The following is a 20929-nucleotide window of genomic DNA, read 5'->3' as shown; positions in this document are numbered from 1 at the left end:
GTTGAAAAAGAGGTAATAATGTTCGATCCCGTAAACCTGCAATTGTTTGAGTTAATTTTCCACCTGGAAGTTAGCCTGCATCAGGCATCAACACGCCGCAGCGCGCAGCTTTTGCAGCAGTTGTTGCATGACGAATTTCTGGAGATAGGCCGTAGCGGAGAACGTTACGATAAAACGCAGACCGTAGCAGCATTAATTAACGAGGACGTGGAGGCTATCAACGCTTACAGCTTTCAGTTGGCTTTACTAACCAAAGATTGCGCGTTGCTTACGTACCGCAGCGAGGTTATCGATTCAGACGGACGCGCTGCTAAAAAAACGCTTCGTTCGTCAATCTGGCAGAGGAGCCATATTTGTGCAAATCATCAGGAATGCTGGCAGCTCAGATTTCACCAGGGGACGCCAGTGAAAGAAGTTCAGGAAGAAGAGCAGGCGAGCAAGACGGCGAATTAAGAACCAGGTGTGCAGGCGTTAAGCTTCGAAAAGTCCATTTAACATAATATACATTATGCGCACTAATGATGTGACGGCTCAATGCTAATGCCTATTTGTGGTCCATCATCCATCAGGAATGTCCAGGCCATATATAGGTTCTCAGACCTGTATGGCTGGTCAACATCTCACTTCACTTTTCCTGATGAGGAGTTTTCTGTGGCTATACATGACGCCGGGATGTTCACCGTGAAAGAAATCAACCTCCTCAAAATCCTTCATGATGTCATCGACCGCTGCCCCGGACTTCTGAACTTAGCTTTGACAAATATGGTGTCAGCCAGATTATGCGGTTGTGACCAGAACTCAGGTTAACCCGCCAGGGATTCTGCTAATGCTCCCGGCGTTTCCATTTCCGCTGCCGGGATCTTGCGACATGTTATAGCTTACTGCCTCCCGGATGGTATATGCAGCGGTGTTGTTCTTTTACCGGCTCAAGAACCAGAACCACTCAGGATATTCTCAGCCAACGTCTGACAACAAAGACGAAAACGTACCGTCTGCATATTGCCGTGCTCTCATGCCAACATCCTTTCTGAATTTCTTAGACATGACCACCTGGCTTCACCGCAAGTCTTGCTATCGTGACTCCTGCCATCAGGATAACGCTGGATTAATCCTGGGATTGCCACGGTGTTCACCGTCATTTTTTGGCGATACTGAAAATGGCTACTATACTTAAAATGAAAAAGCTTTCGATGAGCTTTATTTAAAGGAGATTAGATAATGAAAAAGGTATTAGCTGCATTAGCGTTATCCGTGTTTGCATTTGGCGCCTCAGCCTCTCAGTTGATTACGAAACAAGAAGTTGACCATTTTAAACTGACCCATGTAGGCAGTATCTCTGTAGGACCTTCCGGCGGTCAATTCTCTTCTCCCTCTGACTTGCACGATCAGCTTTCAAAATTAGCTGATGAAAAAGGTGGCAAGTTCTATGTGATTACCGCGGCTCGTGAGCATGGTCCAAACTTTGAAGCAACTGCTGAAGTTTATAAATAACGATCCTGATAAATTTCATCAGAGCTTAATATAGCATCTGTTATATTTAACAGCCTGTTTCTCCTCGCACAGGCTGTTTGCTTATTTTTCTATCAGCTACGGTAAATCCCATTTTCATCAGTTTATCGGGTAACCACCCTGCTCCCGGGTTTCCGCCATTACAGAGGCAGACATCAGGTTGTGTGGCCGGGTTGTCAGTCGGCTTAGATTGCTCTTTTAACGAAAAACATCGTTTTTTGTATCAGATACGGTGTAAAGCATATAACAGATGAAAACAGCACAGAAAAAAACAACGTTGCTCCCTGGAGAGGAATACTGCGCGGGATTAGCCAGGTGTAGACTGCAACAAATAAAGAGTGCCAGACATGACAGTAAAGCAGAACATCAAAAGCGATGACTGAAATCACATAAATAGCCAGGGAATGTTTTCCCGGGTACTCGAGCCAGGTGAGATCTATTACGGCCATTCTTTTCACTAATAGATAAAGCCAAATTGCAATGCCGACACAAATTAAGAGAAATGATGGTGTCCAGAGCTTCTTAACAATCGGTATCGAAAAATAGTAAGCCAGAAAAAAACCCGTTATTATACAAACCATTCCATAGCAGAACCCTCGGGTGTCACTGATTTTATTTATTTGCTCTCCGAAGATAACGCCTGACAAAGTGGTGATAAGGGCACCGAGCGTGCTCAATACGCCTTCTGAGTCCCCAGATCTGCCAGTGTCAGTATTATAATAATTAGCATGCGCGCCAAGCATTAAATCATCTACGACATCAGAAATATTTGCGTATTGATTATAATCTCCCCATATCATTAAAATGGCTGACCACGCAAGTATGAGCGCCAGGCATAGAGCAGGTAACTTTTTATTGCTGATAAAGTTATAAATTAAGCCTGTCACTCCATAGCAAATACCGATGCGTTGCAGCACCCCCATGATTTTGAAATGCTCCTGATCGTACAAAACAAAGACAATTGCTTTCAGAAATATTCCTGTCAGGACTAGAACCGTTGACCTTATAAACAGGCCTCGCAGCGTGATTTTTTTAAGACGATTTGACAGCGTCAGAGAAATACCCACAATAAAAAGAAACGTAGGAAACACGGTATCCGCCAACGATAACCCCGCCCATTCTGAGTGGATTAACGCAGAGTTCGTTATCCTCAAGTCTACTGGGCTATTAACAACCAGCATCAGAAAGACTGTGAGTCCCCTCATACGATCAATATCTTGATTACGCGTGATTTTCATACGTGAACTTTTTAAAGTGGGCTGATTTTGTATTATTTTTTACAAACACTAATGTCGATTATGCCTGGAACGTCAATGCCAGCATTAATTAAATTACACACACCCGGACCGGGATCAACAATCAGTGCTGCAATATCATCATCTGCAATAGCGGAAAAGGTAAACATAGATAGTAAAAACGCAAAAATTGACAGTTTAAACATTTTAACCTCTCAAAATATGGGATGTTTATTCGCTATGTTGTTGACTCCATCGCTGCGTCAACGTTTTAAAACTAGCAGTTAATTAAAATACTGCAACAGCGAGTAAGAATATTTAAACCATTAAGACCTTATTTTGCCTCGGGTTAAAAAACTCAATACTTTGAGCAATAAGGAATTCGATACAATCGGCAAGAACATTTGAATCTAACAAAACAAAAAAAATGACATTTTTGATAATAATCAGCGCCAGGATGCCCTGAAGGAGTCACGGCACTTCCCTGCTCCACGTTCTTCGTGTTCATAAAGTCGGTGTAAATCATATCACCTCCGGCGATCTCTGCGCCCATTTCTATTCGGATAATGAAAAAAGATAGCCACGGCACTTCTTAAGTAACTGAAAACCTCATAACTGCTAACGACCTGATGACATACGCGAAAAACAATGTCGCCACTCTCGCAAAAGAGACATTATCCACTTTATTTACAAAGTAACATGTTAAATAATCAGTTAAGAATTAATACGCAGTAGAGGAATTAAGATGCGTTTCAGTACCATGCCCGACGGTGAAATTATTTCTGAACTGTGCCGAAGAATTAAAGAAACGCGTATACAGCTGGGATTGTCACAGATTGAGCTGGCCGAACGCGCCCAGGTCGGTGCGGCAACCATTAAGCGCGTTGAATTGGGTGAGTCGGTGACCCTCAGTACGCTTATTGGCATTTTGCGCGGTCTGGATCGTCTGCATCAGCTGGAGTCGATTTTATTCGATTCGCACATGCGCACCTTTAAGGCGCAGCTCAATGCCGAGACCCCTTCCCGTATCCGTATCCGTAAAAAAACGCCTCAGGCAAAAGAGAAATTGCCCACTGCTACGCCGCCTGGCGAGGCTAATGCCACCATTAACGAGTGGTACACCTCATCGGCTTCGAACAGCGTGGTATGGTCTTTCACACCGCCGGACGCGGAGAAAAAAAGCTAAGGGACTTCAGAAGACGGCCGGCAAGTTTCGCGGCCAGAGAAAGAGTAAACCGCCTGCAGCGCGCACAGGCGGTTTTATCCAAAATCAGGATTCACATACCGCGACTTTTATTGCCAGACCGCCCCGGGCGGTTTCACGGTATTTGGCATTCATGTCTTTGCCTGTCTCAAACATCGTTTCGATGACTTTATCCAGTGAGACTTTTGGATCGCTGGTCCGGTACATCGCCATGCTGGCCGAGTTAATCGCCTTCACTGCCGCAATCGCGTTACGCTCGATACAGGGGACCTGGACCTGCCCGGCCACCGGATCGCAGGTCAGGCCGAGGTTATGCTCCATGCCGATCTCCGCGGCAATGCACACCTTCTCCGGGCTGCCGCCCAGCAGTTCGGCCAGACCGGCAGAGGCCATTGAGCAGGCCACGCCCACTTCTCCCTGGCAACCAACTTCTGCTCCGGAAATCGAGGCATTCATCTTGTACAGAATGCCAATGGCGCCCGCCGTCAGGTAATAGCGCATATAGATTTCCGGCGTCACCTCTTTGATAAAACGATCGTAATAGGCCAGTACCGCCGGAACAATGCCGCAGGCGCCGTTAGTCGGCGCGGTAACCACTCGCCCGCCCGCCGCGTTCTCCTCTCCCACCGCCATCGCGAACATATTGACCCAATCCATGGCGCTCAGTGGCGTAATCGACTGGCTCTGGGGCGCCAGCACGCGATGCAGCGCAGAAGCACGGCGCGGTACTTTCAGCGGCCCCGGCAAGATGCCTTCCGTATTCATACCCCGGTTAATGGCGTTTCTCATGGTCACCCAGATTTTCGCCATATTTTGCTCCACGCTCTCTCTGCCGTGGCGAGCGATCTCATTTTTCATCATCACGGCAGAAATCGACAGGCAGTTGTCATGACAGTGCGCCAGCAGATTACGTGCGGAATAGAACGGGAACGGAATATCGACTTCGGCATCCTGATTCTTACCAAAGTTTTCCTCCGTCACGATAAAACCGCCGCCGATGGAATAATAGGTCTGGAAATGGGCAATTTTGCCGTCGCAAAACGCCGTAATGCTCATGCCGTTTTCATGCAGCGGCACAAATTCATTGTGAAAACGCATGCATTCCGCCACCGGGAACTGAATTTCTCGCTGGCCTTCTTCTATAAACAGACGATGCATGGTGTTCACATCACGAATAATACCGGGGATGGCGTCGATATCCACGGTATCCGGTAAATATCCCGATAGTCCGAGAATGATGGCGATATCGGTGTGGTGACCTTTACCCGTTAATGACAGTGAACCATACACATCCACTACCAGACGATTCACTTTTTGCAGCAGGCCCTTTTCCTGCAGGGTATCAACAAAATGTTTTCCCGCTTTCATCGGCCCGACGGTATGTGAGCTGGACGGCCCGATGCTGATTTTGAAAATATCGAAAACGCTAATCATGTGGCACCCATGCGGTTACATAGCAAAACGGATGCGCCGCCTGTGGCAGGCGGCGCTGAACACTTAGCTAAACAGAGAGAAGAAAATGGCGGAGATGGCAATTAACCCCATGACAACCACAAACGCATTGCTGATATGACCGCTGTACTTGCGCATGGCCGGGACTTTGTTAATGGCATACATTGGCATCAGGAACAAAATCATCGCGATAACCGGACCGCCCAGGGTCTCAATCATGCCCAGGATGCTTGGGTTCAGGGTAGCGACAAGCCAGGTCGTCACCAGCATAAACAGCGCGGTAATCTTGTTCAGCTTATTGATTTCGATGGATTTACCTTTTCCGCGCAGAGATTTAATCACCATGCCGTTGAAACCTTCACGCGCCCCGAGGTAGTGGCCAAGGAAGGATTTGGTAATCGCGATCATGGCGATAATCGGTGCCATCCAGGCAATCACCGGCGCGTTGAAGTGGTTCGCCAGGTAGGAAAGAATGGAGATATTCTGAGCCTTCGCTTCCGCCAGGTTTTCCGGTGAGAGGCTTAGTACGCAGCTGAACACGAAGAACATCACGGTCAGCACCATCATGATGTGGGCGAAGCCCAGGATACGCGAGCACTTGCGCTCAGCGTCCTGACCATATTCTTCCCGCTTTGCCACCGCAAAGGAGGAGATAATTGGCGAATGGTTAAAGGAGAACACCATGACCGGGATTGCCAGCCACAGGGTCATCCACAGACCGTTCCCCGTTGCGGAGGCGCTGCTCAGCGACAGCGTATCCAGTACCGCGCCGTTCCATTGCGGTATCAAATACAGCGCCAGCACCATCAGCGCAAAGACGAATGGAAACACCAGCACGCTCATGGCTTTAACAATCATTTTTTCGCCAAAGCGGACGATTCCCATCATGCCGACAATGAGAATCAGCGACAAAATGGCGCGCGGCGGAGACACCAGACCAAGCTGGTGAGTAATAAAGCTATCGACCGTGTTAGTAATAGCCACGCTGTAGACCAGCAGAATCGGATAAATAGCGAAGAAGTACAGCAGCGTGATGAGCTTACCGGCGCCCGTACCGAAATGCTCTTCCACAACTTCGGTAATATCTTCTCCCGGGTTTTTGCCCGACAGAACAAAACGAGTTAAACCACGGTGGGCAAAAAACGTCATCGGAAATGCAAGAATAGCCATGATGATTAACGGAATTAAACCGCCGACCCCGGCGTTAATTGGCAAAAAAAGCACCCCTGCGCCAATCGCAGTACCGTACAGACCCAGCATCCAGACGGTATCACTCTTTCTCCAGCCGCTGCTCTCGCGAGCGACGAGGGTATTTTGAACGGTTTCCATAATATGGCCTCAGTAATATAAAGTAGCGTCAGGTTTATTTGACGCTGATTCAGGTAATAAAAACGTGGTGTTTATTTGGCTATTTTATGAAATGCAACTATGCTAATTCACTAACCGCGATCACATAACCTGATTTATTGCAGTGACTTTTAACGTATCAAAATTAACCCCGAGAATTCGTTATTTTTTTAAGGTATCATTTTTAATACGTTATTATTTTCGTATGCTCTTAACTGCCGTTTCTTTATATACCCAGAACCTTGAGGTAACAAACAATATTTGTCATACGATTAATAAAAAAATCAAAGAAATTATTTCCCGACATTAAAATTCACCGCGGGTACCGGTCCTGCTTTTGCGCAGAGGAAATGACCGCATCGTCACCTCCTCCCCTTAAACTGCCCTACACCCCTTTGTAATGCTCTTTACTCAGGCCATACTTCTTCATTCTGAGATAGAGTTTTTTACGCGGTATAAGCAGATACTCCGCCACCTCATTGATACGTCCCTGGTGGATATTCAGCGCTTCAGTGATAATCTGCCGCTCGACGTCCTCAACCCGCCGATCCAGCGGCGTCGGTTCGCCGACAAGCATCTGCGGATTCACCGTTTCCGCGAGCGGTAATACCCCCACCGCAAACAGCTCGGCGGCGTTCGCCAGTTCGCGAACGTTATTTGGCCACACTCGCCGCATCATCCCCTTCAACAGACCGGCATCCACCTCCGGGACGGGATGATTCAGCCGTTGACAGGTTTTTTGCAAATAGTGATGAAACAGCGGCTCGATATCATCAGGTCGCTTTGACAGAGGCTGGCAGCCAATTTGCGTCATCGCGAAGCAGTAATAGAGTTCCGCCACTATCTGGCTGCTGGCGGCCAGTTCCACCAGCGAAGCATTACCGATACCAATCAGGCGAAAAGGCCGTTTCTCATGACTCTGCAGCTGTACCAGATGATGCTGTTGCCCGTGAGTCAGATGCTCCAGGTGACTTAAGACCAGCGTCCCGCCCTGGGCTTGCGCGATCAGTTCATTCAGCGTGTGGGCGTTAGCCGTATTTAGTTCGCAGGAGATAAACGGACCGTCGGCGTGACGCCCTAACTGGTGCAGGTAACGCGCGCCGGTCATGCGGCCGGTTCCCGGCTCGCCGTAAAGCCATACCGCAATATCCGTCTCTGCCAGCTGCTGAAGGCGCTGGCGATACCGATCCGTCCATTGGCTACGGCCAATAAGCTCAACCTGTAATTTTTGCTGACAATACTGGCGACGGGCGATCACCGATTGCCTCTGACGCAGCGCGGCATCCACCAGCGTGAGCAGCTTGCCCGGATCGATCGGCTTTTGCAGGAAATCCCAGGCCCCTTTTTTCACCGCCTCCACCGCCATCGGCACATCGCCGTGACCGGTGATAAGCAGAATCGGCAGCAGATCGTCATCCTGATGAAACAACGTCATTAAATCGATTCCGGAGCAGCCGGGCATGCAGACATCGCTTAAAACAATGCCGGGCCAGTCCTTCGGCACCTGCTCCCGCGCATCAAAAGGATTATTACAGGCACTGACGTGATACCCCGCTTGCTCAAGCAGCTGCGTATAGGCATCCAACACATCGGCATCATCATCAATCAGCAGAATCGAACAGTTATTACTCAACATCTTTTACATCCGTCAAATTGAATTCCAGCACCACGCAGGCACTGCGCGTAAACGTCGACGCCAGGCGCAACGCCCCTTCCATTTGCGTCATCAGCGAAACACATATCGAAAGCCCTATTCCCAGTCCCACGGCTTTACTGGTAGTGAACGGCTTTAACAGCGAAGGGAGTAAGGCCGCAGGCCAGCCGGGGCCGTTATCGGCAATCAACACGCACAGCCTTTCGCCCTGGATTTGCCAGCTCACGGTGATTTGCGCTGCGTGCGGGCAAGCATCAAGGGCATTTGACAGCACGTTCACCAGCACCTGATGAACACGCACTTCGTCTCCCAGGATCCAGACGGTGTCATCCGGTATCAGCAGCGTCCCCTGCTGAGGTTTATGTCGCATCGCCAGCAATTCCCACGCCACGGTAAATGTCTGGCGCAAATCGACCGGGTGCAGCGCTGTTTCCAGTTCTGCGCGGCGGGTAAACTGGCGCAGGGAGCGGATAATCGCGTCAATGCGGTTGATCAGCCCTTCCGCTTTGCTTAACGTCGTCCGCGCCTGCTCCGTCTGTCCCTGCTCGATTGCCCTTCCTGCGGTAAAAAGATACATCGACAGCGCATTCAACGGCTGATTGATCTCATGCGCCAGGGTGGTCATCGTCTGCCCCACCACCGCCAGTTTAGCGGTCTGGATCAGCTCGTCCTGAGTGGCACGCAGATCGGCCTCAATCGCTTTCCGCTCGCCTATCTCCTGTTCAAGCTGCTGTTTTTGCGCATTAAGCTGACCCAGGGTATGGCGAAGCAAACCGGCAATACGTCCCAGCTCGTCGCGCCCGTAAACCGGAATGGTCGCCTCGGTCTGGCCCAGACCAATCTGCACCACCGCCTGATTCAGCGCGGTAAAGCGTTTCACCAGCCGCGAGCGAATAAAATAATGGTTCAGCCCCCACGCCAGCAGCAGCGCCAGCAGCGTCGCCACCAGGATTAGCCCGCCGCTGACCCGGACAATCTGCCCCATACGCTGATTAAACATCTGCATCTGCTGGTGACTGCTGCCAAGCTGGGCTTCCAGCAGCGTTCTGAAGCGTCCCAGCGTTGCTTCTCTGGCCCGGCTGGCTTCCACGAGCGCTTTTTGCGCGGTAACGTAGTCGCGCATAGTGTCCGGCATCTTATTTTTCACCATGCCAATTTCCAGCAGCTCATCGATCGTTTGTCGCAGGGTAATGGTGCTCGGCCAGTCATCCAGCGCACGAATATTTTCATCCGACGTTTTCTTCAGGTTTTCAAGATAGCGGATATGCGTCTCCACCAGCATACCGTCATCATTACCGGATTTCAGTTCATTGAGCCTGTCGCGCAGGTCGTCAACGATCTGATTTTCAATACGAGCCAGGGTATAGACCTGCTGTTGTTCATTCTGCACTTCCCGGGAGCGTTTCAGGTACTGCGCCGCATCCCCCTGTCGGGCTTCAATCTGATCGAGCAGCGTTCCCTGTTGCCAGGTAAAATCCTGCACCAGCGAATTCAGCTCGGTGGTGAAATCATCGTGCAGCCAGTCGATCCGCGCCGAAAGCTCTCCCACCTTTTCGCGAACCAGAAACATGTTGTAGAGCACGCGATCCAGTTCCGCCAGCAGCGCGCGGCTGTCCTGCAATATCACCGCCAGCTGCTGGCGTTCTGCCGGCGACAACCCCTGGCTCAGCCGCTCTATTTTATCCAGATGCTGGATAATCTGGTTGCGCAGCTGCAGCCGTACCGTGGTATTCGGCGCCAGCAGAAATTCGTTGAGCTGATCGACCACCAGGTTGAGATTACCTTCAATCAGAAAAGCCGAATGGATGCGCGGAAAATACTCATCCAGCGAATAGCGGATCTGCGAACTTTGCTCATGCCATGAATAGAGGCTGACGCTGCTGACAATCAGCGTCAGCAGCGCCCCCATCAGAAAAGCCCCGCGTAGGCTGCTACTGATACTGATTTGCCGCAGACGTTGCAGCATGGACCTGCCCATCATTTCAGTTCTTCCAGTTTATTAATCGCCTGCCGCTGATTGTTGAGAAACCAGAGCTGCCACTCCATCATCTGCTGTTCCGCGAAGCTCTTATTGTCGAACTGAGCCAGCCAGGCTTCATCCTCGCTGCTCGCCGGATCGACCGGCACACGGGTCAGCAACGCGCGTATCTCGGGCAGCGGACGCTTGAGTCGGGCCTCCGCGCTGTGCAGCGCTCGCCAGGCATCTTTTAGCTGGGCAAGACGAAAGCTGATCGCCGTATCGAACATCCGTTGAACCAGACGCTGGCGTTTGAGGATCAGCCGATAGTTCAATGGCGGTTGATTCATCAGCACCGCCTGCTGCGCCGCCCGCGGATTGCCCGCCGCCAGCGGCGTTACCGGGTATTTCCCGGTATTAGCATCGGCGAGGATCGCCTGGCCCTCCGGGCTTAACAGATAGCGAATAAACCGCCGCGCCTCGCTGGCGTGCTGACTGTTTTTAAGCACCGCGATATAGGTCGGCGAAACCGCCGACTGCGGGAAATAGGTAAAAGCCAAGTGCGGATCGTTCAGCAGCAGATTGGCGTAGTTATCAATCACCGGACCGGCCACGCCCAGGCCGCTTTTAATCTTATCCGCTACCCCAAAGCTGCGGGATGAAATGGTCACGAGGTTTCCCGCACTCGTCAACAGCGTTTCCCATCCTTTAATCCAGCCCTTTTGTTGCAGCAGCGACTCCACCATCAGATGGTTGGTATCCGAACGCGACGGACTGCTCATCAGCAGCGCCCCCTGATAGCGGGGATCGGTCAGGTCATCCCAGTCCGCTGGCGCAGGCAGATGCCGTGTCATCAGCGCCGAGCGATTAATCAGCAAACCGAACCCGGAAATCGCCACGGCCACGGAGGTGGAGCGGATAGATTCCGGCACCAGGTGTTGGCTGACTGCCGGCGCACCGCTGAACGGCGCCAGTTTTTGATGCTCCTGAAGATGCTGCAGCAGCATCGGCGACGAGGTCAGGATCAGATCGACATTTTCGGCATTTGCCGTATCAAGCAGCTGTTCCAGCGAGGCGCTGGTGCGGTTGAGCGTCCTAATCATCACTGACCCCGGCTCCGTCTGCCAGCGATCGATAATCCACACGGTGGCGCTGGGAGAAAATGTCGTCGCCATCACCAGCTCATTGCTTTGCGCTGCACAGGGTCTCAGCCAGGCGGTCAGCAGCATCAGCGCGAGCATTTTGCTCACTATCCCGCCCCGACGAAGAGACATGTTTGTGATCCCGTTCATAAATATTGAAATACCGTAAAAATAGCGTTGAGACAAAACTTACCCGTTTATGAAATCTGGCGAATTAATCACCGCGACCGGCGAAATAGTCAAACGGGCGTCCGGGAATATCAGGAAAGATTACCAGATAATGATTGGGGAATTTGCTGGTATCCGCACAAGCCTGACATAAAATCAGCGCAAAATTATTTCCGCAGGCTCTCGCTCATTCAATATGAGTCAAAAGTAACCTATCAATTCATTATGTTGAGTCAGTTTTGACTCATTTTGACGATTTGTATTTTATAGCCGCTTATTTCACCCTTCAGGTCGAATACTCCTGATGTTCACATCAATATAAAATACAGGTGACGACATGTTATCATTATTAAAAAAAGGGCCGTCGGCGAATAAAGTTCCTGCTGAGAAAATTCAGGCAACTTATGGTCGATACCGCATGCAGGCGCTGCTAAGCGTATTTCTGGGATATCTGGCGTACTATATTGTGCGCAATAACTTCACATTATCCACGCCCTATCTGAAAGAGCAGTTAGACCTTAGCGCCACGCAGATCGGTTTGCTCAGCAGCTGTATGCTGATAGCGTACGGTATCAGTAAAGGCGTGATGAGCAGCCTTGCGGATAAAGCCAGCCCGAAAGTGTTTATGGCCTGCGGTCTCGTACTGTGCGCAATCGTCAACGTCGGGTTAGGATTCAGTACCGCATTCTGGATCTTCGCTGCGCTGGTTGTCCTGAACGGCCTGTTTCAGGGGATGGGGGTCGGCCCCTCTTTTATTACCATCGCTAACTGGTTCCCGCGTCGGGAGCGTGGCCGCGTAGGGGCTTTCTGGAATATTTCCCATAACGTCGGCGGCGGGATTGTCGCCCCGATCGTCGGCGCCGCATTTGCGATTCTCGGTACCGAGCACTGGCAGAGCGCCAGCTACATTGTGCCGGCCTGCGTGGCGGTGGTATTCGCCATCAGCGTACTGGTGCTGGGTAAAGGTTCGCCGCGCGAGGAAGGCCTGCCTTCGCTGGAAGAGATGATGCCGGAAGAAAAAGTGGTGCTGAAGACCAAACATACTCAGCAAGCGCCGGAGAACATGAGCGCGTTCCAGATCTTCTGCACCTACGTCCTGCGCAACAAAAACGCCTGGTATGTCTCCTTCGTCGATGTCTTTGTCTACATGGTGCGTTTCGGCATGATCAGCTGGCTGCCTATCTATCTGCTGACGGTGAAACATTTTTCTAAAGAGCAGATGAGCGTCGCCTTCCTGTTTTTTGAGTGGGCAGCGATTCCTTCTACCCTACTGGCCGGGTGGCTTTCCGACAAGCTGTTCAAAGGGCGCCGGATGCCGTTAGCCATGATCTGCATGGCGCTAATCTTCATCTGTCTGATCGGCTACTGGAAAAGCGAATCTCTGCTGATGGTCACGGTATTCGCGGCGATTGTGGGCTGCCTGATTTACGTCCCGCAGTTTCTGGCCTCGGTCCAGACCATGGAGATCGTCCCCAGCTTTGCCGTTGGTTCAGCCGTGGGTCTGCGCGGATTTATGAGCTATATCTTTGGCGCCTCGTTAGGCACCAGCCTGTTTGGCGTGATGGTCGATAAAATGGGCTGGCACGGCGGGTTCTATCTGCTGATGGGCGGGATCGTCTGCTGCATCCTGTTCTGCTACCTCTCTCATCGCGGCGCGCTGGAGCTTGAGCAACAGCGTAAAATCACCGAGCAGGAAGAGGCCCGGCTGGCGCTGGCTGACGCACAGTAAGCGCCTGATAACGTAGAAATAAAGTGCCAGCCTGCTGGCACTTTTGGCCTTACGCAGAGTTGGCCGTCGTTACGCAGACCCCCTTAAATAGGGCGCAATGCTCGCTAATTTTTCCCGGGTTTCCGTCAGTTCGCGTTCCGGCGTCGATTGCGCAATGATCCCCGCCCCCGCTTGTATCCAGCAGCGCTGGCTGTCCTGAAATACGGATCGCAGGACTAACGCCGCATCAAAGCGCGTCTCCTCCAGCAGCAGCACCGCCCCGGAATAGAGCTCCCGCGGCGTCTTCTCAATTTGCATAATCGCGCTCAGGGCCGCATTCTTGGGGATACCCGAGGCGGTAATCGACGGAAACAGCACGGTAAATGCATCCCAGGCATCCTTACTTTCCGCAAGCTGACCGCTGACGCAAGATCCCAGATGCTGAACGCTACCGCGCTGGCGAACCGACATCAAATCTTCAACCACCACGCTGCCCGGCTGGCAGACCACCGCCAGTTCAGCGATCGCCTCCTTCACCGACAGGATGTGCTCCAGCACCTCTTTACCGTCATGCAGCAGCTCGGTCTCTTTCTCCTTATTCTGCTGCGGATCCCCCATGCGATCGCGGGTACCCGCAAGGGGTTCAGTGACGACTTTGCTTCCGCTGACCGACATCACCAGCTCCGGGCTAAACCCCAGCGCTTCTCGCCCCTGCTGGCGAAACATAAACGAACGGGTGGGCGTATTGGCCTGCCGCCCGCATAATAGCGTGGAGGGCATATCAATTCGCGATGGCAAGGCAATAGCCCGCGAGACAATCGCTTTGACATATTCACCGCGGCGGATCGCCGAAACCACGCGCGCCACCTGCTCCTGATAGGCCTCACCGTTGTCAGCGGTATCTACAGTCACGGTGTTACACGGCGTCGCCGTACCGGCTGCTTTTACCCACTCGCACAGACGTCGGCATTCGCTGGCGGTGTCGGCAGAAACGGTGACATTTCCCTGTTCAAAAATCAGTTCTTCACGGGGAACGGTTAACGTCAGCAATGGCCACTCGCCAGCGTGATAGGCTATCCCACGGGTATGCGCCGCAAAGTTAAACCCGACCTGGCCATATACCCGACGCCCTTTCACCTGAGGATGGGCCATAAAACGACGCGCGCAGTCGGTAATGGAATCCACCGCCCATTGCTGCTCTCCGTCCGCATTGATGAAGGTCGCCCGCGTGCCGTCAGCATTAATGATCAACCGTGCCAGGCATCCTTTGCCGATATACCAACACGGTTGCCGCTCATAGACATAGCACTCTTCATCGGCGAACTGGCGTAAGACGCCACAAATCGTCGGCAGCCGCCGTTCCTCTGGGAGCGCCAGATGTAAAAATTCACTGATTTTCATCCCTTACCTCTCTGTGTTATTCCCGGATCCTTCAATTGCGTTTGTCGAATGCAGCCTGGCAGAAGCAATCCACGCTGCCAGCAGCGTGAATGCGCCGCCAAATATAAAGCAGGCCGCATAGCCAAAATGCTGCGCAATTACGCCGCCAACCACGCCGGCCAGAATGGCGATGGCGGCATCAGTACATTGAAAGAGCGTAAAATCGACGCCAGCCTGCAGAGGCGATGAAAGCGTCATCAGCGTGGCGTAAAGACAGACCAGGGCGCAGGCCAGCGAAATGGATTGCAGGATGATCAGCCCCTGGAGTAACAGCAGCCGCAAATGTCCCGGCGCCAGCAGCAACGTCGTTACTATTGCCAGCAGCACGACGCCCTGGAGGCCATAAGCCGCAAGCAGCGCTCTGCCGGGGGAGGTGTATTTCATCAGCACCCCGCCCGCCAGCGTTCCTGCGATACCAGCCGCGATATTGCCAGCGCTGAATAGCGCGCCGAGCGCCGACATGCTCAACCCCTGATCCAGCAGCAGCGGCGCCAGAAGAGGCAACACGAACCGCATCCCGGTATTCAGCATCAGCACCAACAGTAAACCCAGCCGCGCCTGTCGCCTTTTAAGCGCATAACCCAACGCCGGAACATGCGGTACAGACGTGATGCGCATGGGTTCGGCAATGCGCCACAGGGGAACGGATAAGACCAGGATCAGCGCCGCCATGATCAGCATGGCCACCGGCCAGTCGAATGCCGCCGCTAGCATCAGGAAGACGCCGCCGCCGCACATCATTCCCAGATAGCTGCCGCCGACCTGGACGCTGTTTCCCCAGCCGTAACCTGCGCGACTGAGCTGATCGACACAAAAGCCGTCGCTGGCAATATCGATGGTGGCGGCAACCGTACCCGCGAGTAAAAACAGCGCAAACAACGCGGCGATTTGCGTGTCGGGAAATCCCCCAGTTCGCCCGACCGAGCCGGTCGCAGCGGCAACCGTCAGGATCGCCGCCAACCCGACCTGACCCCGGAGGATTAACAGGCGAGAACGACGCTCCGGGCGATCGGGCGGCAGGCGCCAGCGCTCAATCCACGGCGCCCAGATAAACTTCAGCGCCCAGGGCAACATAAACAGCGTTGTCGCGCCGGCAAGGGCCAGCGAGCCGCCGGCGGCGCGCACCAGCGCAGGCAGGGACTGCATAGAGAGCGCCGATACCAGGCTCTGCGTCACATAGATCCCGGCAATGGCAAAAATCACCCGTCCGGTCGTTAACGGTTTCACCTGCGACTGAACATCACTCATGCAGTCGCTCCTCAGATGCGTCAACCTCTGCATCACGCCAGACGCGCGCGGCCATTTGCGCCTGCCACAGCGCCTGGTAACGTCCCTGACGGGAGAGAAGCTGCGCATGCGTGCCCTGTTCAACCACTTCTCCCTCTTCCATTACCAGGATGTTTCCGGCCCCGGCGATGGTTGACAGGCGATGGGCGATAATAATCACCGTCCGGTTGTGAACCAGACTATCAATAGCTTTCTGTACCGCCAGTTCGCTATCAATATCCAGCGCGGCGGTCGGCTCATCGAGAATGACGATCGGCGCATCTTTCAATAAGGCCCTGGCAATGGAAATTCGCTGGCGCTCGCCGCCCGAGAGCTGCCCGCCCATCTCGCCCATTGGCGTCAGCCAGCCTTGCGGAAGACGGGAAATGAATTCAAGACACTGCGCCGCGCGGGCGGCCTCTTCCACCTCCTGCTGCGTGGCCTGCGGGCGGGCAATAAGGAGATTCGCCAGCAGCGTGTCATCAAACAGCCAGACATCCTGAAACACGACGGAAATCAGGCTATTGAGCTGTTCCGCCGTCAGATGACGAATATCGACGCCACCGATAGAAATCTCTCCCTGCTGCGGATCGGCATAGCGCATTAACAGTTTGCTGACCGTGGTTTTACCGGCGCCTGAGGCACCCACCAGCGCGCTCATGCTGGCGGCCGGAAAGGTCAAAGAGAGGTTGTTGAGCGCGGGATCGCCGCTGTCATCATAGCGGTAGCAAATGGTGTCAAAGCGGATATCGTAACGCTCCGGCATCTCGCCGCGTTCTGCGACGGGAAGCGGCGGGATCGCCATAAACTGCTCAATACGCTGCAGGGCGCTGGCGATCAGTTCCACCACCGAGGTGTAGCTGATAAACATCGCCATTGGTTCCGAAAAACGCATTATCATCGCGGCGGCGGCTATCAAAAAGGCAAGGTTCAGGGTCCCTGTCACTACCCAGACCACCCCGGCTAACACGACCACCTGCAGGCCCAGCTCCACGACGCCGGCGATCAGCATCGTCGCGCCGGCGCTCTGGCGATGCGTGCGGCTCTGCAAGCTTTCCAGCGCATTAAAATGCGCCAGCAACGCCCGGCTTTTTTCGCCATCGCTGCCGCAGGTACGCAAAACCATCATCCCTTGCGCAAATTCAACGATATCCCCGCTCAGCCGCTGGTGCGCTTCGCCCAGGGTCTGCATTTGTCGGCGCATCGCCGGCCGGCGCCAGTAATAAAACGGCACCAGCATGGGAAAGATCAGCAACATCACCAGCCCCAGCCGCCAGTCGATCCACAACGTTGCCAGCGATGCGGTCAGCGGAGTGACGATGGTTAAAAGCAAAATATTGGCTATCGCAATCACATAGTTGAGATTTTCATCCACGCTGCCCAGCAACAAGGCGTTCGTTTCGCCCGCTCTGCCGAGCTGGAGTCTTTCCAGCGGCACGCGGCGTAGCTGTTCGCCCAGGCGCAGGCGCAGTTCATGGGTGGCCTGCGCCAGATGACCACGGTATTCAAAGCCCAGCCCATACCAGCGTAGCGCCAGCGCCGCGAACGCCATAGCGCTGAAAACCAAAGCCCAGGTGAGAAGCGGCGATGCTTCACCACGTAATAGCGCATCAACGATCGGATAGAGGCAGGCAAAGGCAATCCCCTGCATCAATGCCGCCAGCAGCAGCGCAATCATACTGCGCCGCAGCATCCCTGCCTGACTGCCAACGCTGGAGATAAGCTGGCGCCAGATGACGCGCCAGGCCAGGTTATCCGCGGGATTAATGGCTTTCATTTTCCGCCTCCTCTGGTTGTGTTCTCCCCGGCATCCATTGCTGCGCCTGCTGATAGCGCTGCCACAGCTGCTGATACAAGCCGCCCTGGGCCAACAGTTGCCGGTGGCTCCCGCGTTCCCGGAGCCGCCCGTCGGAAAACAGCAGTATCATATCGGCGTGAGTCACCATGGAGAGTCGATGCGCGACCATGATGACCGTCCGGCCGCGCATGGCCGCCGCGAGGGCTTGGATCAGCGCCGCTTCGTTTTCCGGATCGGCAAACGCTGTCGCCTCATCGAGCACAAGAATGGGGCGATCCTGCAACAGCGCCCGGGCGATGGTGATGCGCTGCCGCTGACCGCCGGAGAGAAAGACGCCGCGCTCCCCGACGCGGGTGCTGTACCCCTCCGGCAACGCGCTGATAAATTCATGGGCCTGCGCCACTCTGGCCGCCGATATCACCGCTTCCAGCGGCGTATCCGGCGCGCCCAGACGAATGTTATTGGCGATGGTGTCGGCAAAAAGGAAGTTGTCCTGGAATACAAACGAGATTTGCTGCATCAAGGTGTCCGTCTGCATATCGCGCAGATCCACGCCGCCGATGCGAATATGGCCTTTATCGGGATCGGCATAACGCAGCAGGAGTCGCGCCACGGTGCTTTTCCCGGCGCCGCTCGGCCCGACCAGCGCCACTATTTTTCCGGCAGGTACATGAAAGCTCACCTCCTGCAGCGCCGCGCCTGCGCGCGCTTGTGGATAATGAAAACTCACCTGCTCAAAGGTAATGCTCGCATCGTTCGGCTGCCGATCGACAAGCGGACGGGAGAGTTCCGGCATCGCGAGAACCTGATAAATACGCTGAATGCTTAAACGCGTTTGCGCGACCAGGTTATTGAGCATCATCATGGGCATCACCGCTTCCGCCATCCCGCTGCCCAACAGTAAAACGGCCACCCAGGCGATAAAATCGAGGCTGCCCGCCTGCATCAGGCCGTATCCGCACCAGATCAGAACGAATAAGGTCGGCAGCGGATTGAGGATCGAGAATGAAAAACGCGCTGAAAAGCCGGCTTTGCGATACCAGATTTTGAGCACATCGACCCACTCCTCAAGGGCATGCTGATAGCGCAAAAAGCTGGTGCTGCCGCTATCAAACGTTCTGACCACCGGCATGGCCTGCACGAACTCAATCACCGCGGCGCTGACCTGCTCGCGCGCCTGATGATAACGCTGAGCCATCTCTCCCGAGCGCTGGCGGGCGAGAGTAAGTATCAGTGAACCCAATGCCAGCACACCCAGCGTGGCAATGGCCAGTCGCCAGTCCAGCCAGAACAGGATAGCGGCGGTCGCCAGGGGCATGACTATCGCGCGAGCGTACAGCGGCGTGCTGTCAGCAACGAAAATGTGTAACGACTTCACATCATCCAGCATTACCTTCGCCATCGCACCGCTGCCCATTTGCTGTAACGCGCCGGGGGCAAGCTGCACGGCTTTCTGCGCTAATCTGCTGCGCAGAATATTCTCCAGATGAAACGCCGCATAATGCGAGGTGTTAAATGCCTGCAGGCGCAGGACAAAAGTCAGCGCCACGCAGCCAAATAGCCCTCCCAACGACCAGAGTGGAATAACGTCGGGCGAGACGCGAAGATCGCGCAGGCTCCATGCCAGAAAAAGCAGCGCCGCAAGGCTGGTGATGGCCGCCAGACCCGCCAGCGCCATCGCCAGAATGACCTTCCGGCGAACCGGGGTTATCACCTGCCAGAGCGGGAACCGGGACGAAGATTCAGTATTGGATGATTGAGATGACATGGGAGTGGCTGAATTTCCTGATGAATTTTTACGGACGCCAAAAACGCTATTTCAGGGTGGCGTTCTGAGAATTAATGTGAATAATAACCATTATCAATTACTCATCTACCCCATTCGGTTCTATTTTTACCCGCATTGGTTTAAGCCACAGGGAGATAACCCGGTCATGACGGAGTCACCACAAACGCAATCTGCAATCTCAATTCATCAGTTGGTGGTCGGGAAACCCGCTAACGACGGTACTATCCCGGCCCAGTGTGAACTGCTGCGCTGTTCGTTGCAGGAAGGGATGGATATTTTGCTCTGGAGAGGCCATTTTGCGCAGCCTGAGACGTTACAGCTTCACGATGATCTGGGCAGGATTAACTTCTCGTGCATCCTCGAGGGCACCTCGCGCTTTGCCATCCAGGGGCTCAGACGCCACACCGAGTGGGAACTGGCCCGCAATCGCCATTACATTACCCACACGCCAGATTGCCGCGGCAGCGCCTCCTACGGCGGCCGATTCGAGAGCATCACCCTCTCCTTCAGCCCTGAAACCCTCGCGCTGTGGGTACCGGATATCAGTACAGTCATTAAAAATAAGATCGACTCCCACTGCTGTTGCCAGCAGCAGCGCTGCAATGCGGAAACCCATTTAACGGCCCAGGCTTTGCGTCATGCGCTAATGCGGATGCACGGCGGATTCAGCCATGAACAAAAACCTTCGACGCTCTGGCTACAGGGACAGAGTCTGGTGATGCTAAGCCTGGTCCTGGACGAGCACCGCGAAGACGCCAGCTGCTTCTCCTGCCACTTCAACCCGGTGGAGCGCCAGAAACTGCTGCGGGCAAAGGATCTGCTGCTGGCCGATTTGACGCAGGCGCCGGGCGTTGCTGAGCTGGCGAGAGAGTCCGGTTTGAGCGTGCTGAAAATTAAGCGTGGCTTCCGCGTTCTGTTTAACAACAGCGTCTATGGCCTGTTTCAGGCTGAACGCATGCAGGAGGCACGAAGAAGGCTGGCCAATGGCAATACCTCCGTTATGACGGTAGCCGCCGATCTGGGCTACGCCAACGCCAGCCACTTCTCTGCCGCTTTCCAGAAACAGTTTGGCGTCACCCCTTCCAGCTTTAAACGCGTCATCTGATCGCCGATCGCCCCCTCCCCGCCAGCGGCCCGGAAACCCCCTCCGGGCCTCAGTGCTTTCCTCCAGTGATTAACCCGAAACGGGCATAAATAGACCCGTTTCGGGTAGCACTCAATTGTTAATAATTATTATTCTCATGTAAGGAGTGTTTTCCG

The 20929-nt window shown here is 53.7% G+C and carries 16 protein-coding genes; 5 read left to right on the top strand and 11 right to left on the bottom strand.

Annotated features, from left to right (window positions below; all coding sequences use genetic code 11):
• Positions 1 to 18 precede the first annotated feature (18 nt).
• Both IAE27_RS05195 and IAE27_RS05190 read left to right on the top strand, forming a co-directional pair.
• Complete coding sequence (locus IAE27_RS05195; protein WP_135800174.1) at positions 19 to 453, top strand: DUF4440 domain-containing protein; 435 nt, start codon at positions 19 to 21, stop codon at positions 451 to 453.
• A 765-nt stretch (positions 454 to 1218) separates the two neighbouring features.
• Entirely contained in the window at positions 1219 to 1491 is a 273-nt protein-coding gene (locus IAE27_RS05190; RefSeq protein WP_004102072.1) for a DUF1471 domain-containing protein, read from the top strand.
• Between the two features lie 203 nt (positions 1492 to 1694).
• Here IAE27_RS05190 and IAE27_RS05185 read toward each other — a convergent pair whose 3' ends face one another.
• Together IAE27_RS05185 and IAE27_RS05180 are read right to left on the bottom strand one after the other, a co-directional pair.
• Positions 1695 to 2747, bottom strand: coding sequence for a heparan-alpha-glucosaminide N-acetyltransferase domain-containing protein (locus IAE27_RS05185; RefSeq protein ID WP_135800173.1), 1053 nt, complete (start codon positions 2745 to 2747; stop codon positions 1695 to 1697).
• A gap of 32 nt (positions 2748 to 2779) precedes the next feature.
• Entirely contained in the window at positions 2780 to 2950 is a 171-nt protein-coding gene (locus IAE27_RS05180; RefSeq protein WP_168217111.1) for a hypothetical protein, read from the bottom strand.
• Between the two features lie 539 nt (positions 2951 to 3489).
• Here IAE27_RS05180 and IAE27_RS05175 point away from each other — a divergent pair.
• On the top strand, positions 3490 to 3930 hold the full coding sequence (locus tag IAE27_RS05175; protein ID WP_070557611.1) for a helix-turn-helix domain-containing protein: 441 nt from the start codon (positions 3490 to 3492) through the stop codon (positions 3928 to 3930).
• A gap of 84 nt (positions 3931 to 4014) precedes the next feature.
• Here IAE27_RS05175 and IAE27_RS05170 read toward each other — a convergent pair whose 3' ends face one another.
• From IAE27_RS05170 to pgtC, 5 genes are all read right to left on the bottom strand, one after another.
• Positions 4015 to 5382, bottom strand: a complete 1368-nt coding sequence (locus tag IAE27_RS05170) for an L-serine ammonia-lyase (protein ID WP_200092097.1) — start codon at positions 5380 to 5382, stop codon at positions 4015 to 4017.
• A gap of 63 nt (positions 5383 to 5445) precedes the next feature.
• Positions 5446 to 6729, bottom strand: coding sequence for an HAAAP family serine/threonine permease (locus IAE27_RS05165; protein ID WP_004102080.1), 1284 nt, complete (start codon positions 6727 to 6729; stop codon positions 5446 to 5448).
• Positions 6730 to 7132: 403 nt separating this feature from the next.
• On the bottom strand, positions 7133 to 8383 hold the full coding sequence (gene pgtA / locus IAE27_RS05160; protein WP_023320954.1) for a two-component system response regulator PgtA: 1251 nt from the start codon (positions 8381 to 8383) through the stop codon (positions 7133 to 7135).
• A complete protein-coding gene (gene pgtB / locus IAE27_RS05155) occupies positions 8373 to 10382 on the bottom strand; it encodes a two-component system sensor histidine kinase PgtB (RefSeq protein WP_004102084.1) in 2010 nt (669 codons plus the stop codon). The genes pgtA and pgtB overlap by 11 nt, the downstream gene beginning before the upstream one ends.
• A complete protein-coding gene (gene pgtC, locus IAE27_RS05150; RefSeq protein WP_154023006.1) occupies positions 10379 to 11599 on the bottom strand; it encodes a phosphoglycerate transport regulator PgtC in 1221 nt (406 codons plus the stop codon). The genes pgtB and pgtC overlap by 4 nt, the downstream gene beginning before the upstream one ends.
• A 406-nt stretch (positions 11600 to 12005) precedes the next feature.
• Between pgtC and pgtP the strand changes: the two genes are divergently transcribed.
• Positions 12006 to 13397 carry a phosphoglycerate transporter PgtP gene (gene pgtP, locus IAE27_RS05145; RefSeq protein WP_004113099.1) on the top strand — a complete coding sequence of 464 codons (1392 nt, stop codon included), beginning with the start codon at positions 12006 to 12008 and terminating at the stop codon, positions 13395 to 13397.
• 69 nt (positions 13398 to 13466) lie between these two features.
• Here the strand turns inward: pgtP and IAE27_RS05140 are convergent, their stop codons facing one another.
• The 4 genes from IAE27_RS05140 to ybtP are packed head-to-tail and all read right to left on the bottom strand — an operon-like array spanning position 13467 to position 19558.
• Positions 13467 to 14777: a salicylate synthase gene (locus tag IAE27_RS05140; protein ID WP_135800172.1), complete on the bottom strand. Its 1311-nt coding sequence runs from the start codon at positions 14775 to 14777 to the stop codon at positions 13467 to 13469.
• A gap of 3 nt (positions 14778 to 14780) precedes the next feature.
• Entirely contained in the window at positions 14781 to 16064 is a 1284-nt protein-coding gene (locus tag IAE27_RS05135; protein ID WP_135800171.1) for an MFS transporter, read from the bottom strand.
• Positions 16057 to 17859: a yersiniabactin ABC transporter ATP-binding/permease protein YbtQ gene (gene ybtQ / locus IAE27_RS05130; RefSeq protein WP_135800170.1), complete on the bottom strand. Its 1803-nt coding sequence runs from the start codon at positions 17857 to 17859 to the stop codon at positions 16057 to 16059. The genes IAE27_RS05135 and ybtQ overlap by 8 nt, the downstream gene beginning before the upstream one ends.
• Positions 17846 to 19558 carry a yersiniabactin ABC transporter ATP-binding/permease protein YbtP gene (ybtP, locus tag IAE27_RS05125; protein WP_070557712.1) on the bottom strand — a complete coding sequence of 571 codons (1713 nt, stop codon included), beginning with the start codon at positions 19556 to 19558 and terminating at the stop codon, positions 17846 to 17848. The genes ybtQ and ybtP overlap by 14 nt, the downstream gene beginning before the upstream one ends.
• 256 nt (positions 19559 to 19814) lie before the next feature.
• On the opposite strand from ybtP, the gene ybtA reads away from it, so the two are divergent.
• Positions 19815 to 20774, top strand: coding sequence for a yersiniabactin transcriptional regulator YbtA (gene ybtA / locus IAE27_RS05120; RefSeq protein WP_023329710.1), 960 nt, complete (start codon positions 19815 to 19817; stop codon positions 20772 to 20774).
• Positions 20775 to 20929 lie beyond the last annotated feature (155 nt).

It is taken from the genome of Klebsiella sp. S69 (assembly GCF_016516145.1).
Taxonomy (GTDB): Bacteria; Pseudomonadota; Gammaproteobacteria; order Enterobacterales; family Enterobacteriaceae; genus Klebsiella; species Klebsiella oxytoca.
The sequence above is the reverse complement of the archived record's forward strand: the minus strand, read 5'-3'. Positions and strand labels throughout refer to the sequence as shown.

Coding starts and splice junctions, on each gene's coding strand:
- pgtA (WP_023320954.1), bottom strand. CDS start 8,383: ATGTTGAGTAATAACTGTTCGATTCTGCTGATTGATGATGATGCCGAT.
- IAE27_RS05180 (WP_168217111.1), bottom strand. CDS start 2,950: ATGTTTAAACTGTCAATTTTTGCGTTTTTACTATCTATGTTTACCTTT.
- IAE27_RS05175 (WP_070557611.1), top strand. CDS start 3,490: ATGCGTTTCAGTACCATGCCCGACGGTGAAATTATTTCTGAACTGTGC.
- IAE27_RS05190 (WP_004102072.1), top strand. CDS start 1,219: ATGAAAAAGGTATTAGCTGCATTAGCGTTATCCGTGTTTGCATTTGGC.
- pgtB (WP_004102084.1), bottom strand. CDS start 10,382: ATGATGGGCAGGTCCATGCTGCAACGTCTGCGGCAAATCAGTATCAGT.
- ybtQ (WP_135800170.1), bottom strand. CDS start 17,859: ATGAAAGCCATTAATCCCGCGGATAACCTGGCCTGGCGCGTCATCTGG.
- IAE27_RS05165 (WP_004102080.1), bottom strand. CDS start 6,729: ATGGAAACCGTTCAAAATACCCTCGTCGCTCGCGAGAGCAGCGGCTGG.
- IAE27_RS05195 (WP_135800174.1), top strand. CDS start 19: ATGTTCGATCCCGTAAACCTGCAATTGTTTGAGTTAATTTTCCACCTG.
- IAE27_RS05185 (WP_135800173.1), bottom strand. CDS start 2,747: ATGAAAATCACGCGTAATCAAGATATTGATCGTATGAGGGGACTCACA.
- pgtC (WP_154023006.1), bottom strand. CDS start 11,599: ATGCTCGCGCTGATGCTGCTGACCGCCTGGCTGAGACCCTGTGCAGCG.
- ybtP (WP_070557712.1), bottom strand. CDS start 19,558: ATGGCGCTGGCGGGTCTGGCGGCCATCACCAGCCTTGCGGCGCTGCTT.
- pgtP (WP_004113099.1), top strand. CDS start 12,006: ATGTTATCATTATTAAAAAAAGGGCCGTCGGCGAATAAAGTTCCTGCT.
- IAE27_RS05135 (WP_135800171.1), bottom strand. CDS start 16,064: ATGAGTGATGTTCAGTCGCAGGTGAAACCGTTAACGACCGGACGGGTG.
- ybtA (WP_023329710.1), top strand. CDS start 19,815: ATGACGGAGTCACCACAAACGCAATCTGCAATCTCAATTCATCAGTTG.
- IAE27_RS05170 (WP_200092097.1), bottom strand. CDS start 5,382: ATGATTAGCGTTTTCGATATTTTCAAAATCAGCATCGGGCCGTCCAGC.
- IAE27_RS05140 (WP_135800172.1), bottom strand. CDS start 14,777: ATGAAAATCAGTGAATTTTTACATCTGGCGCTCCCAGAGGAACGGCGG.